The sequence below is a fragment of the Streptomyces sp. NPDC045968 genome, assembly GCF_056430475.1.
The window spans coordinates 368,840-382,815 of sequence record NZ_JBWKLF010000002.1 but is presented as its reverse complement, the minus strand read 5'-3'; the positions used below and the strand labels follow the sequence as shown (position 1 = coordinate 382,815).

Annotated in this window: 13 protein-coding genes; 8 read left to right on the top strand and 5 right to left on the bottom strand. The window is 71.5% G+C overall.

The genetic code is table 11. From position 1 onward, the window contains the following. The first annotated feature begins 191 nt into the window (after positions 1 to 191). A complete protein-coding gene (locus AC07FA_RS07370) occupies positions 192 to 899 on the top strand; it encodes a (2Fe-2S)-binding protein (RefSeq protein WP_479073745.1) in 708 nt (235 codons plus the stop codon). A gap of 21 nt (positions 900 to 920) precedes the next feature. Here the strand turns inward: AC07FA_RS07370 and AC07FA_RS07365 are convergent, their stop codons facing one another. Both AC07FA_RS07365 and AC07FA_RS07360 read right to left on the bottom strand, forming a co-directional pair. Further along, positions 921 to 1,376: an ATP-binding protein gene (locus tag AC07FA_RS07365; protein ID WP_479073744.1), complete on the bottom strand. Its 456-nt coding sequence runs from the start codon at positions 1,374 to 1,376 to the stop codon at positions 921 to 923. 127 nt (positions 1,377 to 1,503) lie between these two features. Then, positions 1,504 to 2,418: an RNA polymerase sigma factor SigF gene (locus tag AC07FA_RS07360; protein ID WP_479073743.1), complete on the bottom strand. Its 915-nt coding sequence runs from the start codon at positions 2,416 to 2,418 to the stop codon at positions 1,504 to 1,506. A gap of 202 nt (positions 2,419 to 2,620) precedes the next feature. On the opposite strand from AC07FA_RS07360, the gene AC07FA_RS07355 reads away from it, so the two are divergent. Beyond that, the gene (locus AC07FA_RS07355; protein ID WP_479073742.1) at positions 2,621 to 4,105 is read left to right on the top strand and encodes an SDR family NAD(P)-dependent oxidoreductase; all 1,485 of its coding nucleotides are present in this window, start codon (positions 2,621 to 2,623) and stop codon (positions 4,103 to 4,105) included. A gap of 360 nt (positions 4,106 to 4,465) precedes the next feature. Further along, positions 4,466 to 4,639: a hypothetical protein gene (locus AC07FA_RS07350; protein WP_479073741.1), complete on the top strand. Its 174-nt coding sequence runs from the start codon at positions 4,466 to 4,468 to the stop codon at positions 4,637 to 4,639. Positions 4,640 to 4,701: 62 nt separating this feature from the next. Here AC07FA_RS07350 and AC07FA_RS07345 read toward each other — a convergent pair whose 3' ends face one another. From AC07FA_RS07345 to AC07FA_RS07335, 3 genes are read right to left on the bottom strand one after another with little or no spacing between them, the layout of a single operon-like run. Beyond that, positions 4,702 to 6,132: a lipase maturation factor family protein gene (locus tag AC07FA_RS07345; protein ID WP_479073740.1), complete on the bottom strand. Its 1,431-nt coding sequence runs from the start codon at positions 6,130 to 6,132 to the stop codon at positions 4,702 to 4,704. A 33-nt stretch (positions 6,133 to 6,165) separates the two neighbouring features. Continuing rightward, positions 6,166 to 6,675 carry a DUF1990 family protein gene (locus tag AC07FA_RS07340; protein WP_479073739.1) on the bottom strand — a complete coding sequence of 170 codons (510 nt, stop codon included), beginning with the start codon at positions 6,673 to 6,675 and terminating at the stop codon, positions 6,166 to 6,168. Then, positions 6,672 to 7,508 carry a YndJ family protein gene (locus AC07FA_RS07335; RefSeq protein ID WP_479073738.1) on the bottom strand — a complete coding sequence of 279 codons (837 nt, stop codon included), beginning with the start codon at positions 7,506 to 7,508 and terminating at the stop codon, positions 6,672 to 6,674. The genes AC07FA_RS07340 and AC07FA_RS07335 overlap by 4 nt, the downstream gene beginning before the upstream one ends. Positions 7,509 to 7,685: 177 nt before the next feature. Here AC07FA_RS07335 and AC07FA_RS07330 point away from each other — a divergent pair, with 177 nt between their 5' ends. From AC07FA_RS07330 to AC07FA_RS07310, 5 genes are all read left to right on the top strand, one after another. Beyond that, positions 7,686 to 8,792: a DUF6777 domain-containing protein gene (locus tag AC07FA_RS07330; RefSeq protein ID WP_479073737.1), complete on the top strand. Its 1,107-nt coding sequence runs from the start codon at positions 7,686 to 7,688 to the stop codon at positions 8,790 to 8,792. An 89-nt stretch (positions 8,793 to 8,881) separates the two neighbouring features. Continuing rightward, a complete protein-coding gene (locus AC07FA_RS07325) occupies positions 8,882 to 10,951 on the top strand; it encodes a SpoIIE family protein phosphatase (RefSeq protein ID WP_479073736.1) in 2,070 nt (689 codons plus the stop codon). A 158-nt stretch (positions 10,952 to 11,109) separates the two neighbouring features. Beyond that, positions 11,110 to 12,507, top strand: coding sequence for a wax ester/triacylglycerol synthase family O-acyltransferase (locus AC07FA_RS07320; RefSeq protein ID WP_479073735.1), 1,398 nt, complete (start codon positions 11,110 to 11,112; stop codon positions 12,505 to 12,507). A 147-nt stretch (positions 12,508 to 12,654) separates the two neighbouring features. Then, positions 12,655 to 13,662: an aldo/keto reductase gene (locus AC07FA_RS07315; protein WP_479073734.1), complete on the top strand. Its 1,008-nt coding sequence runs from the start codon at positions 12,655 to 12,657 to the stop codon at positions 13,660 to 13,662. Position 13,663: 1 nt separating this feature from the next. Beyond that, positions 13,664 to 13,975 carry an L-rhamnose mutarotase gene (locus tag AC07FA_RS07310; RefSeq protein WP_479073733.1) on the top strand — a complete coding sequence of 104 codons (312 nt, stop codon included), beginning with the start codon at positions 13,664 to 13,666 and terminating at the stop codon, positions 13,973 to 13,975. The last annotated feature ends 1 nt before the right edge of the window (position 13,976 follow it).

Here is a 13,976-nt window from a genome sequence, read left to right as displayed (position 1 = left end):
CAGAGGCGGCGATTCGACGTACTGCTCTAGTAGTACGAAAGCGGGTCCTGCGTCCTCCTCCCGACGGTAGTCCTCCTTGCCCAGGACCTCAGAAGTTCGCGCCCGGCGGGTACCGTGAGCTCCGGACCCGGCACAACGGGTGGCCGAACGGGGACGGACCGACAGGAAACGGGTCCGAGGGGGAGCAGACGATGGACCGGACCGAAGCGCCCGCGCCCGGAGGCTTCTTCGCCCTGCGTACCGCACCGGTACCCGGCGGCGCCCACCGTCCGCTGGCCGACCTCTACGCGGGGGACCTGGCACCCCTCACGGCCCGTGTCGACACGGTCGCCGGCCGGCTGCGCACCCCCGAGCGCAGAGTCGCCGCGTCCATCGCCCACCTGGGACTGGCCGCACGGCTCTGGTCCATCGCGCTGGGCCCCGCGGCCCTGACCGGCAGCCTGCCGGACCTCTCGCCCGCCCGGCTCTCCTGGGACCCGGCGCACACCTCGCCCGACGATCTGTGGCTGTCGGGCACCGTCACACTGGAGGGCACCGCCGAGCGGATCAGGGAAGCCGTCCAGTTCGGGCACCTCGTGCCGCTCTCCGACGCGCTGCGCGCCGAGGGAGCCATCTCCCCGCGCCTGTTGTGGGGCAACGCGGGCTCGGCGCTCGGCGGCGCCGTACGGGAACTGGTCGGGTGGGCGCGCGTACACGGGCGCCCCGACGTGGCGGCGCGGGCGCGGGCCCTGGCCGCCGAACTCTTCGGCCATCCGGACCTGTCCTCCAGCGGAGCCCCGCACGGTCCGGCGTTCCGGCGGCGCAGCTGCTGTCTGTACTACCGGTGCCCGGACGGGGGACTCTGCGGCGACTGCGTCTTCGACAGCAGGCCGGGGACCGCGATCACCGCGCGTGGGTGATCCGGTCCCCGGTCCGGCGTCTCACGTACTGAGCTGGAACTCGGCGCGAATGCGCTTGCCCACCGGCACGCGCTCGGCGGTGAGCCGGTCGCACAGGGCCACCACGATCTCCATCCCGTGGCCGCCGAGGCGGGCGGGGTCGGGAGCGTAGAGGACGGGAAGGGCGGTGCTGCTGTCGTACACCGTCACGCTGATGCTCTCCGCCGTGCCTTCCAGCTCCAGCAGGTACGGGCCGTGGCTGTAGCGTTCGGCGTTGGTGATCAGCTCGCTGACCGCCAGCATCAGATCGCTGCGCGTGTGCTCACGCAGCACCGCGCACCACTCCGCCACGAGACGGGTCAGGAAACGGTCTGCCAGCGCACGGGCCTGCGCTATGCAGCCCGGCTCGCCCGCGAACACCTCGGCGGTGTGCAGTACCTCCGTGCACCGCAACCCCTGACCGGGGTCGTCCGGCCGAGAGGTGGCCTGTTCATTCATAGCTCCAGCCAAGGCGCCGCAGGGAGGTCGGAGACCTTTTCTCGGCGTTCGTCTACCCGCGTCGAGAGATCCCACTCCGGGGGATGTCCCCAGATCTTAGACGGTTCACACGTGATCGCGCCGCTGTTCAGGCCTCCACGCACATTCCCGTACGCAGCCGCTTCACGATCCGGTTCAGCAGACGCGACACATGCATCTGGGAAACGCCGAGATGGTCACCGATCTGGGACTGCGTCATCTCCTGGCCGAAGCGCATCTGCACGATCTTGCGGTCACGGTCGTCGAGCTGCTCCAGCAGCGGCGCCAGCGTGTGGAGGTTCTCCACCGTCTCCATGCCGGGGTCGGGCTCGCCCAGCACATCGGCGTACGCCCGCTGGTCCTGACCGGAGTCGCTGTCCGCCGAGGGCGTGTCCAGGGAGCCCGCCGAGTAGCCGTTGGCCGCGACGAGACCCTCGATGATCTCCTCCTCGGGGAGGTCCAGATGCGCGGCGAGCTCCGCGACCGTGGGATCGCGGTCCAGCTCCGCCGACAGCTGCTCCTTGGCCTTCGCCAGATCGACCCGCAGCTCCTGGAGGCGGCGCGGCACATGCACGGCCCACGTGGTGTCACGGAAGAACCGCTTGATCTCGCCCACGATGTACGGCACCGCGAAGGTCGCGAACTCGACCTCCCGGGAGAGGTCGAACCGGTCGATGGCCTTGATCAGACCGATCGTGCCCACCTGGATGATGTCCTCGGCGTCGTCACCGCCGCGGTTGCGGAAGCGGGACGCGGCGTAGCGCACCAGGGAGAGATTCATCTCGATGAGGGTGTTGCGCGCGTACTGGTGCTCGCGCGTCCCCTCTTCGAGGGTCTGCAGCTCGTCGAAGAACATCCGCGACAGCGCACGGGCGTCCTGCGGGGCCACCTTGCCGGTGTCCTCGATCCAGGGAAGTACCCCTGTACCGGCAGCTGTTGCGGCATATGTCCCCGAACCTGCCTGGTGGTTCTCCGGCATCGCTGCGCCGACCGTTCCAGTGGTTCGCACTGACATCGCCGTCATGGTGTCACCCTCCTCGTTGCCGATCGTGTGGAACGGCGTATGCCCGCCCCAAACGAAATCATGCCTTCCGGATTCAAAGTTGTTCTCGGAGCGCGAAACGGAGCCGCGTCCGGCCGTGGCAAACTTGATCGGGGCGTTCGGCCCGTAGTAACGCGGCCTGGCGCAGCCTGTGGCCGGCATCTCCGAGTACAGAGGAACGGCCATGACGGTAACAGTGGACAGCCCGGAGCTCGATTCCGGTGCCGGGGAGTTCGGTCCCGGTATCGATCCGGAGCGGCTCGCCGTCTGTCTGAGCGTGCTCGACGAGCTCGACACCATCGACATCGACCACCCGGACGCGATCGCCGTACGCCGGGCCACCGCCGGTGTCTACCGCACGGTGAAGCAGCGCCGCCGCCAGGAGCGCAGGGCCGCCAAGACCGCCCACGACAAGGCGGTCACCGAAGCCACCGCGACCGGCTCCGCCGAGCGCATCGACGACGAGACCCAGGGTGTACTGCCCTCGTCCTCCGCCTCCGCCGAGATCGCCGGGATACTCCAGCGCCCGCGCTCCTGCTACATCTGCAAGACGCGGTACGTCGAGGTCGACGCCTTCTACCACCAGCTCTGCCAGTCCTGCGCCCGCGAGAACCGCGCACGGCGCGACGCCCGCACCGACCTCACGGGGCGACGGGCGCTGCTCACGGGCGGCCGGGCGAAGATCGGCATGTACATCGCGCTGCGGCTGCTGCGCGACGGCGCGCACACCACCATCACGACGCGTTTCCCCAATGACGCGATCCGCCGCTTCAAGGCGATGCCGGACAGCGCGGAGTGGATTCACCGGCTGAAGATCGTCGGCATCGACCTGCGCGACCCCGCCCAGGTCGTCGCCCTCGCCGACTCGGTGGCCGCCGAGGGCCCGCTGGACATCCTGATCAACAACGCGGCCCAGACGGTGCGCCGCTCCCCGCAGGCGTACAGCGAACTGCTGAGCGCCGAGTCGGCGCCACTGCCCGCGGGTGAGCTGCCCGCCGCCGAGGTCATCGGCACCTTCGGCAGCGGAACGGTCGACCGCGTCGCCGCTCTGCCCTCCGCCCGCAAGGAGGGGCTGACCGCGCAGGACGTCACCGAGCTGGCGCTCGTCACGGGCTCCGCCTCGCTGGAGCGGATCGCGGCCGGCACCGCGATCGACGCCGGCGGGCTGGTCCCCGACCTCCACCACACCAACAGCTGGATCCAGACCGTGGAGGAGGTCGAGCCGATCGAGCTCCTGGAGGTCCAGCTCTGCAACTCCACCGCCCCGTTCATCCTGATCAGCCGGCTGCGGCCGGCCATGGCCGCGACGGCGGCGAAGCGGGCGTACGTGGTGAACGTGTCCGCGATGGAGGGCGTCTTCGGGCGCGGGTACAAGGGTGCGGGCCACCCGCACACCAACATGGCGAAGGCCGCCCTGAACATGCTGACCCGGACCAGTGCCCAGGAGATGTTCGAGAAGGACAACATCCTGATGACGGCCGTGGACACGGGGTGGATCACCGACGAGCGCCCCCACCCGGACAAGATGCGTCTCGCCGAGGAGGGCTTCCACGCCCCGCTCGACCTGGTCGACGGCGCCGCCCGGGTCTACGACCCGATCGTGCGCGGCGAGGACGGCCAGGACCTCTTCGGCTGCTTCCTGAAGGACTACGCGCCCGCGAACTGGTAACCCCCGGCACAGCGAGTACGACGACGGCGGTCCGTGTCCACGGGCCGCCGTCGCTGTGTCCCGGTATGCCCCCGTACGGCCCCGGCCGAGTGTGATCGTTGGCTGAAAGTGACCCAGGCCATACGTTCTGTCGAGCGCAGGGGCGCTCATTTGGTTACTCTGGTGTGAACGGACGCCACCAAGGAATCCACAAAAATTCCTCGGCCGTCCTGGGACAGGTCTGCTAACCGGGCCGCCGTCCCGCCCCCTACGGGCGCCACCGCGACCGAACTGTTCCTGCCCCTGCCCCGGGGCGGCCGACGCAAGGTTTCGGCCGTGCGTCTTCATCGCCCGGGGTTACGCGACACAAAGGAGTGCGCGGTGACACCAGAACTGACGGAGTACGAGAAGCGACCGGACGAACGGTACGGAGAGCGGGCCCGCAGGCCCGAAAGACTCCGGAACATCGAGGTCTGGGCCAGATCCGCACCGATCCGGCTGGCCGGCTACGAGGACGACCTCGCCGAGCCGCACATCCTCCCCGGCATCGACTGACCGCTCGCACCGGTCCGCTGTTCTCCGAGCCCCGCCCTCCCGCACCAGCGGGAGGGCGGGGCTCAGTGCCGCATGCCCGGCCCGCCCGCCGACGAGGTGGGGCGCATGAACTCGCGCACATGGTCGCGGTGCCACCAGCTTCCGGTCTCGCGCAGCTCGCGCCAGGACGTGAACCGGTAGCGGTACACACGGGCTCGGACGTGTACGGGCGGGGCGCCAGGGAACGGGTTGTGCCGCAGCAGCCGCAGGGTGTCGCGGTCGTTCTCCAGGAGCCGTTCGACGAATGGCCCGAACCACGACCGGGCGTACGCGGGGGAGAGCGCGGCGAACCACATCATCCAGTCGAGCCGCAGGTGGTACGGGGCGAACTGGCGCGGCAGCCGCCGGGGATCGCCGGGTTTGCCGCGGAAGCCGTACTCCTGCCAGCGTGTGCCCTCGTGGATCACCGGTTCGGCCGTCCCCTCGACGACGACCTCCAGGCGTACCCGGCTGATGCTCCCGAACGCCCCGTAGGTGTTGACGAGGTGGAGCGGGTCGAAGGAGCGGTTCATCACCTGGCGGCGGGAGACCAGATTGCGCGCGGGCCGGTAGCTGAGGGCCAGGATCAGAACCGTGACGGCGATGACCACCACCTCGTACCAGAGGGGCGGCGCCGCCTGGGCGGGCGGCTCCCCGGCGATGAGGGACCAGTCGACGGCCGACAGGGCCAGCGTGATGGTGAGCCAGTTCAGCCAGGCGAAATTCCCCGACAGCACCAGCCACAGCTGGGTGACGATCATCAGTCCCGCGGCCGCGCTCGCCACCGGTTGCGGGGTGAACAGCAGGAACGGGACCAGGAGCTGGGTGACATGGTTCGCCGCCACCTCCGCCCGGTGCACGGGCTTCGGCAGCCGGTGGAAGAACCAGCTCAGGGGGCCCGGCATCGGCTGGGTCTCGTGATGGAAGTCCAGACAGGTGAGCCGTCGCCAGCAGGAGTCACCGCGCATCTTGATGAGCCCGGCGCCGAACTCCACACGGAACAGGAGCCAGCGCAGCAGCCACAGCACGAGCACCGGCGGTGCCGTGTCGCCGTTGCCGAGGAAGACGGCCAGGAATCCCGTCTCCAGCAGGAGTGACTCCCAGCCGAATCCGTACCAGACCTGACCCACCTGGACGATCGACAGATACAGCACCCAGGGCAGCACCCACAGGAGCATCGCCGCCCAGAGCGGAACGTACGCGTCCACGCCCGCTATCAGCGCCAGCGAGAGGGCGCATCCGGCCCAGGCCACGAGGGCGAAGAAACGGTCCGAGTAGTGGAGCCGGAAGAGGCCGGGGGCGGCGCGCCAGGAAGTGTGCCGCAGGAGGGCGGGGACGGGCAGCATGCCGCGTTCGCCGATCAGCGCCCGGAACTGGAGTGCCGCGGCGAGGAACGCGACCAGGTAGAGCACGGCCAGAGCCCGCTGGAAGATCAGCCGGCTCAGCCAGTAGCCATCTGCGGTGAACCACTCCATCGCTTCCAGTATCGGCCAGGCCGCGGCCGGCGCTCAGCGGTTGGCGACGATCCGGCGCAGGGTGCGTCCGAGGCGGCGCGCGTACCAGTGCTGGACCGGCGGCACCAGCGGGCCGGCGAGCCGGGCGTACCAGCAGGCGGGCCGGGAGAAGGCCATGACCGTGAACCACACCGACCCGTCGTCGGCGAGGTCCACCACGAAGCATTCCTCGCCGCGCTCCGGATGCCGGTCCAGGGTGCCGTAGGCGAAGCCGATGCGCTGACTCTCGTACACCGCCCAGACCACCTCGCAGGGGGCGGTGACGCGGAGCGGCCCGATGCCCAGGGAGACCGCGACGCCGGTGCCGGCCCCGGCCCGTGGTGCCGTCGCGTTCACGCCGGCTCCCGATGCGCGGTGCATGCGCCAGCCGGTGACGGCTGCCCCTGCCGCCTCGAAGTCGTCCCGGCCCCTGCCGACCAGGGTCCGGTGGTGGAGGTGGTGGTAGCCGTCGGGGAGCGGGCCGAGGAGCGTGGCGCCGACCTCGGGGTACGTGAGGGCGTTCATGCGGTCCTGCCTTCGGGAGGGGTGCGGTCCTGGAGCCGGCGCCAGGCAAGCACCGAGCAGAGCGCGAAGCCCAGGGCGTTGCCGACGCCGTGCGTGGCTGCCATCCAGGTCAGGGTGGGGTGGGGGATTCCGGTGGCCTCGCCGAGCGCCCAGCTCAGCGCGAGCACCATGGTGGCGACGAGGACCGCGGCCGAGGTGAGGAGCAGCATCCGGGTGGTGGGGTCCGGTCCGCCGGTGCGGACGGTGCGCAGCGTCAGCAGGGCGACCGTCCACATGCCGGCCGTCAGGACGACTGCCCCGGCCAGCTCCGCCCAGTCCCCGATGAAGTAGCCGACGAGTACGAGCAGCGTGCCGAGCGGCACACTCAGCGCGGCGAACCGGGCGGCCGGTGTACCGGTGGCCCGGCACACGAGTCCGGCGACCAGTGCGGCGGCGAAACCGGCGAAGTGGAAGTGCGGCACGGTGAGCGCGAGGATGCCGAGATCGAAGCCGAACAGCTCGTGCCCCGACCGCTCGGCGACCAGGGCGAGCGCGGCGACCGACGGGGCCGCGAGCGCGGTGTACAGGGCGATCTCCGTGGGATGCGCGTTGCGGGTACGGACCGCGCGGAGCGGGGCGTGCAGCGCCAGGGCCACGGCGCCCAGGGCGTAGACGGCGGCGAGCGCGGTGGCGGGGACGCCTCGCGGCAGCCAGAGAGCCACGGCGCCGGGGGCGGCGAAGAGCGGCCAGAGCCGCCCTGCCCGGTCCAGCTCGGGGGCGTTCATCAGCCGCAGCCCGGCGGGTACGACGACGAACATGCCCAGCATCACGATCAGGTTCACCAGCACGGACATGACACCCCCCATTTCTTGAACGCGTTCAACCCATAGCTGGAGACTAGAGCCTTTCTTGAACGCGTTCAAGTCCTCTTGGTCGACGGGGGGAGCCGGTCGTTCGGCTTGCGAAGGGGCCCGCGGTGCGGCACAGATGGGGGGACCCATCGGTTCGATGTGAACAGGCAGGAGAGCTCAGTGCGCTCACCCCAACGTCGGCGGCGTACGGCGCTCGCCGTCCTGTCCGTCGGTGCCCTCTTCGTCGCGGGCTGCGCCCAGGACGCGGGAGGCGGCGAGAACGGCACGCCGGGCACGGCAGCGGCCGGGGAGCTCTTCCTCCAGCCGGTCACGGCGCCCGGCCCCGGCCCGTTCACGGGGTCGACCGCCGGGCCCCCGCCCCCGGCGGCCACCGCGTCGCCCGCGCCTGTCACCGGGGTGAAGGCGCGTGCCGTGTCCGGGGCCACTCCCGGGCTCTACGGCGGCACCCGGGCGGTGGCGAGCTGCGACATCGAGGCGCAGGTGCGCCTCCTGGCCGCGGACCGGGCCAAGGGCCGCGCCTTCGCCGAAGCCGCGGGCATCCGGCAGAAGGAGATCCCCGTGTTCCTGCGCGGGCTCACTCCCGTACTGCTCCGGACTGATATCCGCGTCACCAGCCACCGGTACGGCGACGGGGTGCCCACCGCCTTCCAGTCCGTACTTCAGGCAGGCACCGCCGTGATGGCCGACCGGCACGGCGCGCCCCGCGTCCGCTGTGTGAGCGGCAACCCGCTCGGCGCACCGGTCGTCATGAAGGGCTCCCTGGTGCACCGCGGCAAGGAGTGGGCGGGCTACGACCCCAACCGGGTCCTCGTCATCGAGTCCAGCACGCGGGCGGTCACCGACTTCGTCCTCGCGGACGTCTCCGACGGCACCTGGATCGAGCGGCCGGCCGGCGACGACGGGGCGCGGGACCGGAGCCCCGACGATCCTCCGCCCTTCGGTCCGGGTGAGGGCATCGTGCCGAAACCGGACGCCCCCGCGGCCCGGCAGACGCAGACCCCCACGTCCCCGGCCCCTCCGGCGGAAACGAGCACTCCCCGCCCCTCCGCGCCGCCGAGCGGGGAGTCCACCGACGAGGTCGTGGAGACACCCCCGGACCTGCCGCCGGACGAGGTGGCGGAAGCGCCCGCCGAGGAGCTGTACGACATCCCGCCCGACCTTCCGGGAGAGCCGGGCGCGGAGGTGTCCGACGGGGGCCGGGGCCCCGACGGAGCGGCAGAGCCGCTGCCGGGCGGGCCCGACGCCGCGCCGCCCGCCGAGGGCTGAAGGCGGCCGGGCGGTGCGGAGAAGGAGCGATGGGGCGCCCACGTTCGGATCGCTCGAAGAATCAGACAATTGATGGCAGAGTGATCCATATGGATGATCGGGTAGCGGGTGCCCTGTCACTCCCGGACGACTGGCCCGCCCACCCGGACCTCAGCCTCGCCCTGAACCGAATGGGCAGCTTCGACTGGGATCTGGACAGTGGACTCATGCATATGGACGGAGCCGCGCTCGATGTGTTCGACGTGCGGCCCGACGAGTACGACAACCGGCCCACGACCCTGTCCGTGCGCGTACCGGCGGACGAGGGCGTGCGGCTCGACGGGATGGTCTCGGAGGCCCTCAAGGGCGGACGCAGCAACTACGGCGCGTACTTCCGCATCCTGCGGCGCGACGGCACCATGCGCTGGACCCACACGCAGGGCTTCATCCGCAGGGACGACACCGGCCGGCCCCGCCGCATCATCGGGATCGTCCGCGACGCCACCCAGGAGCTCTCCGACTCCAGGGCCCGCCGGGAACTGGACGAGGAGCGCCGTAAGCGGACCAGCGTGGTGGAAGGCACCACGGCCGCCCTCGCCCACGCCCGGACGGTCAAGGACGTCACCGACGTACTGAAGAACTCCCAGGGCGGCCTGGCCAACCTCGGTGCGGCCAGCCTCGTCATGGGGCTGCTGGAGGCCGGGCGCATCCATCTCGTGGCCGACGGACCCGACGGCGCCTATGTGCCGGGCACCCGGTACACCCGTACGGACGAGCCGTACCCGATGAGTGAGGTCGTCCGCACCCTCGCACCCCGCTTCATCGAGTCGGCCGACGACTTCGCCGCCTCGTACCCCATCCTGTGGCCGCACATCAGCCACCTCGGCATCACCGCGGCGGCCTACCTGCCCCTGATCGCCCAGGCCCGCCCCATCGGGGCGCTCGGGCTCCTCTACAGCGACAAGGCGGGGTTCACCGCCGACGAGCGCAATCTGCTCGTGGCCCTCGGCAGTTCGATCGCCCAGAGCCTCCAGCGCGCCATGCTGTACGAGCAGGAGCACGACCTCGCCGAAGGGCTCCAGCAGGCGATGCTGCCCCGCAGGATCCCCGAGGTGCCGGGGGCGCAGGTCGCCGTCCGCTACCGCTCCGCGCGGCTCGGCAGGGACATCGGCGGTGACTGGTACGACGTCATCCCGCTGCCCGGTGGCCGGGTCGGCGCCGTCATCGGGGACGTCCAGGGCCACGACACCCACGCCGCGGCGGTCATGGGGCAGCTCAGGATCGTGCTGCGCGCCTACGCCGCCGAGGGGCACAGCCCCGCCACGGTCATGGCGCGGGCCTCCGTCTTCCTGCACGAACTCGACACCGACCGCTTCGCGACGTGCAGCTACGCCGAGGTCGACCTGCGGACCGGCGTGGTGCAGCTGGTCCGCGCGGGGCACGTCGACCCGCTCGTACGGGACGTCGACGGAAGCTGCCGCAGGCTGCCGGTCGAGGGCGGGCTGCCGCTGGGGCTCTCCGCCGAGTTCGGGCAGCTCGACTACCCGGTCAGCACGGTCGAGCTGGACCCGGGCCAGACGATGGTGCTCTACACGGACGGCCTGGTGGAGCTGCCGGGTTTCGATCTCGACGAGGGCATGCGACTGGTGGTCGACCTGGTGACCCACGGGCCCAGGGACCTCGAACCACTGGCCGACCGTCTCTGCGAGGCGGTCGACGAGCGGGGCGGCGAGGACGACGTGGCGATGCTCCTGCTGCGCCGCAGGGCGGCGCACGCTCCGCAGCCCGGCGGCCGGCTCCAGCAGCATGTCGCACAGAACGACCCGGAGGCGCTGAGTTCCGCCCGGCACATGATCAGGGCCGCCGTGCGGGCGTGGGGTGCGGCGGAGCGGGCCGACGAGATCGAACTCGCCGCCGACGAGCTGATCACCAACGCGCTGATGCACACCGACGGCGGGGCGATCGTGACGATCCGGGTTCTCGCGGGCCCCGAACGGCGGCTGCGGGTCGATGTCGAGGACCGTTCCAGCGCGCTGCCCCGGCGCAGGGACGCGGGGGAGTCGGGGGTCTCGGGGCGGGGGCTGCTGCTGGTCGACCGGCTGGGCGATCTCTGGGGCGTGGAGTCCCGGGGCACCGGCAAGTGCGTGTGGTGCGAGTTCCTCGTCCCCGAGCGCACGTAGGCATCCGTGAAAGTAACGTTACGTGACATGTCTGTGCTTGACCGTAACCGTTGGTCAGCGATTGACTGCGAGGGTGCGGTGGAGCGCCCGGGCTGCGAGCCCGGCTCTCCGGTCCGCGTCCGGTCCTGCCGTTCTGCCTTCCCTGACATGAGGACCCCTTGGGTACCGAACTCCTGGCACCGCTTGATCTCGCCTTCTGGCACCTCGAATCCGACGCGCACCCGATGCATCTGGGCGCACTGGCCGTGTTCTCCCCCGCGCCCGGCGTCGGCCCCGCCGACATCCTGGACCTTCTCGGCACCAGGGCCGCCGCGATTCCCCGCCTGCGGATGCGCGTACGGGACGTCCTGCTGCCCGTCGGCGGCTCGGCCTGGTCGGTGCACAAGGAGTTCGACGTACACCGCCATGTCGTACGGGTGGTCCTGGACGACGGCGACTTCATGGCGGAAGCGACCCGGCTCGCCGGGGAGCTGATGGAGCAGCCGCTCGAACGCGGGCTGCCGCCCTGGCAGATGTTTCTGCTGAGCGGCGCCGACGACGGGCCCTTCGCCGTGCTCGTGAAACTGCACCACGCACTCGCCGACGGGATGCGCGCCGTCGCCATCGGCGCCGGGATCTTCGACCAGATCGCCGCTGCCGGAGCCGGCCGGGGCACGGTGCGCCGACGCGTTCCCGTGCCGCCTCGGTCCTGGATGCCCGGGCCGCGCCAGGTGGCGGGTATGGCCCTGGACCGGATCGGGGAGGTCGGGCGGGCGCTGGGGGTGGGTGCCTCCGTCGTCCGGGCCAGCCGTCTGGACCTGCACGTCTCGACCGCGCTCACCGCGGGCTCCAGCGGCACCCGGCGGCTGGCCACGGCGGATCTGGACGCCGACGCGGTCCAGGACGTCCGCCGGGCGGAGGGCGGGACGGCCAACGACGTACTGCTCGCCGTCGTCGCCGGAGGGCTACGACGGTGGATGGTCGAACGCGGCGAGGAGCTGCCGGGCGCGGACCCGCGCGCCCTGGTCCCCGTCTCCCGGCGCAGGCCGCGTACGACGACGGGCAACGGCAACAGGCTCTCCGCCTACCTCCTGGGGCTTCCGGTGCGCGAGCCCGATGCGCGCAGGCGCCTGTGGGCGGTGCGGACGGCCATGGACCGCAACAAGTCGGCGGGGCCGCTGCGGGGCGCGGGAGCCGTTGCCGTACTCGCCGATCAGCTGCCCGCGCTGGTGCACCGGTTCGGCGCTCCGCTGGCGGGGAACGCGGCGCGCATCCTCTTCGACGTCCTGGTCACCAGCGTGCCCCTGCCGCGCTCGGCGCTCTCGCTCGGCGGCTGCCCGCTGAGTGCCGTCTACCCGATGGCGCCCCTGGCCCGTGGCCAGGCGCTGGCCGTGGCCCTGTCCACGTACGGAGGGCGGGTCCAGGTCGGCCTGGTCGCCGACGGCAAGGCGCTGCCGGACCTCGACAGGCTGGCCGCCGCGATCGAGGACGAGCTCACGGAACTGCGGTCGCTGACCGCTTCCCCGGTCGTGGCCGCGGAGGACTCCTCCGACCGGCAGACGGCCGCCACCGTCTGATAGGTCGGACTGCTGCCCGGAAACATGCGGTAGTCCGTCCGTTCTTCTCCTGTTCAAGGTGTTGACGCGCCCCAGTGATCCGATGAATATTCGCTGTGAATGCCAAGCGATCATCGGCGGGACGGCAGAGACATGCACGGCAGGGACATGCAGCGGAACAGACTCGGGCGCAGTCAGGTCGAGATCACCCGGCTCTCCTTCGGGGCAGCGGCCATCGGCAACCTCTTCACCGCCGTCGACCCCGCCCAGGCCGCGGCGGCCGTGGACGCGGCCTGGGACGAGGGTGTCCGCTACTTCGACACCGCGCCGCACTACGGACTCGGTCTCTCCGAGCGGCGGCTCGGCGAAGCACTGCGGCCCAGGCCCCGTGATGCCTACGTCGTGTCCACCAAGGTCGGCCGGGTGCTCGACCCGGCGCCGGCCGGCGAGGCCGCGGCCGCCGACGGGCTCTCCGAAGGGTTCGCGGTACGCGCCACGCACCGGCGCCGCTGGGACTTCAGCGCCGACGGCGTACGGCGTTCCATCGAGGACAGCCTCCAACGGCTGGGCCTCGACCGCATCGACATCGCCTACCTCCACGACCCCGACGACCACGAGGAAGCCGCCTTCCGTGAGGGCTACCCGGCGCTGGAGAAGCTCCGGGCGGAGGGCGTCGTCGGAGCCATCGGCGCGGGCATGAACCAGACGGCGATGCTCACCCGTTTCCTGCGCGACACCGACGTGGACGCCGTGCTCTGCGCGGGCCGCCACACCCTCATCGACCACAGCGCCCTGGTGACGCTGCTGCCGGAGGCCGCCGCCCGCGGCCGGAGCGTCGTCGTCGGCGGCGTCTTCAACTCGGGCCTCCTCGCCGATCCGCGCCCCGGCGCGACGTACGACTACGCCGCAGCGCCCCTGTCCCTCCTCGACCGGGCCCTGCGCATGAAGGCGGTCGCCGAGGGGCACGGCGTCCCGCTGCGCGCCGCCGCCCTGCACTACCCGCTCGCCCACCCGGCCGTCGCCGGAGTGCTCGTCGGCACCCGCTCCGCGGACGAGGTACGGGACGCGGCCGCTCTGCTCCGCACGGAGATCCCGGACGCGCTCTGGGACGACCTGCGCGCCGAAGGACTCCTGGACGACGAGCCGGGCGGCGACGGCCACCGGGAAGGGAACTGACATGAGGATCGCGCTGCACACCAAGGTCCGCGCCGACCGCGTAGAGGAGTACGAGGCGGCGCACCGCGAGGTGCCCGGGGAACTCACCGCCGCGATCCGCTCGGCGGGCGCCACCTCCTGGACGATCTGGCGCAGCGGCACCGATCTCTTTCACCTCATCGAGTGCGAGGACTACGCCCGCCTCCTCGCCGAACTGGAGAGTCTGCCCGTCAACGTGGCCTGGCAGGCACGGATGGACCAGCTGCTCGACGTCGCTCACGACTACACGTCCGGCGGAGCCGATGCGGGTCTGCCGATCGCCTGGGAGCTGTGAC

Coding starts and splice junctions, on each gene's coding strand:
- AC07FA_RS07335 (WP_479073738.1), bottom strand. CDS start 7,508: ATGTCCGTGCTGGTGAACCTGATCGTGATGCTGGGCATGTTCGTCGTC.
- AC07FA_RS07360 (WP_479073743.1), bottom strand. CDS start 2,418: ATGACGGCGATGTCAGTGCGAACCACTGGAACGGTCGGCGCAGCGATG.
- AC07FA_RS07310 (WP_479073733.1), top strand. CDS start 13,664: ATGAGGATCGCGCTGCACACCAAGGTCCGCGCCGACCGCGTAGAGGAG.
- AC07FA_RS07315 (WP_479073734.1), top strand. CDS start 12,655: ATGCAGCGGAACAGACTCGGGCGCAGTCAGGTCGAGATCACCCGGCTC.
- AC07FA_RS07365 (WP_479073744.1), bottom strand. CDS start 1,376: ATGAATGAACAGGCCACCTCTCGGCCGGACGACCCCGGTCAGGGGTTG.
- AC07FA_RS07340 (WP_479073739.1), bottom strand. CDS start 6,675: ATGAACGCCCTCACGTACCCCGAGGTCGGCGCCACGCTCCTCGGCCCG.
- AC07FA_RS07345 (WP_479073740.1), bottom strand. CDS start 6,132: ATGGAGTGGTTCACCGCAGATGGCTACTGGCTGAGCCGGCTGATCTTC.
- AC07FA_RS07355 (WP_479073742.1), top strand. CDS start 2,621: ATGACGGTAACAGTGGACAGCCCGGAGCTCGATTCCGGTGCCGGGGAG.
- AC07FA_RS07325 (WP_479073736.1), top strand. CDS start 8,882: ATGGATGATCGGGTAGCGGGTGCCCTGTCACTCCCGGACGACTGGCCC.
- AC07FA_RS07370 (WP_479073745.1), top strand. CDS start 192: ATGGACCGGACCGAAGCGCCCGCGCCCGGAGGCTTCTTCGCCCTGCGT.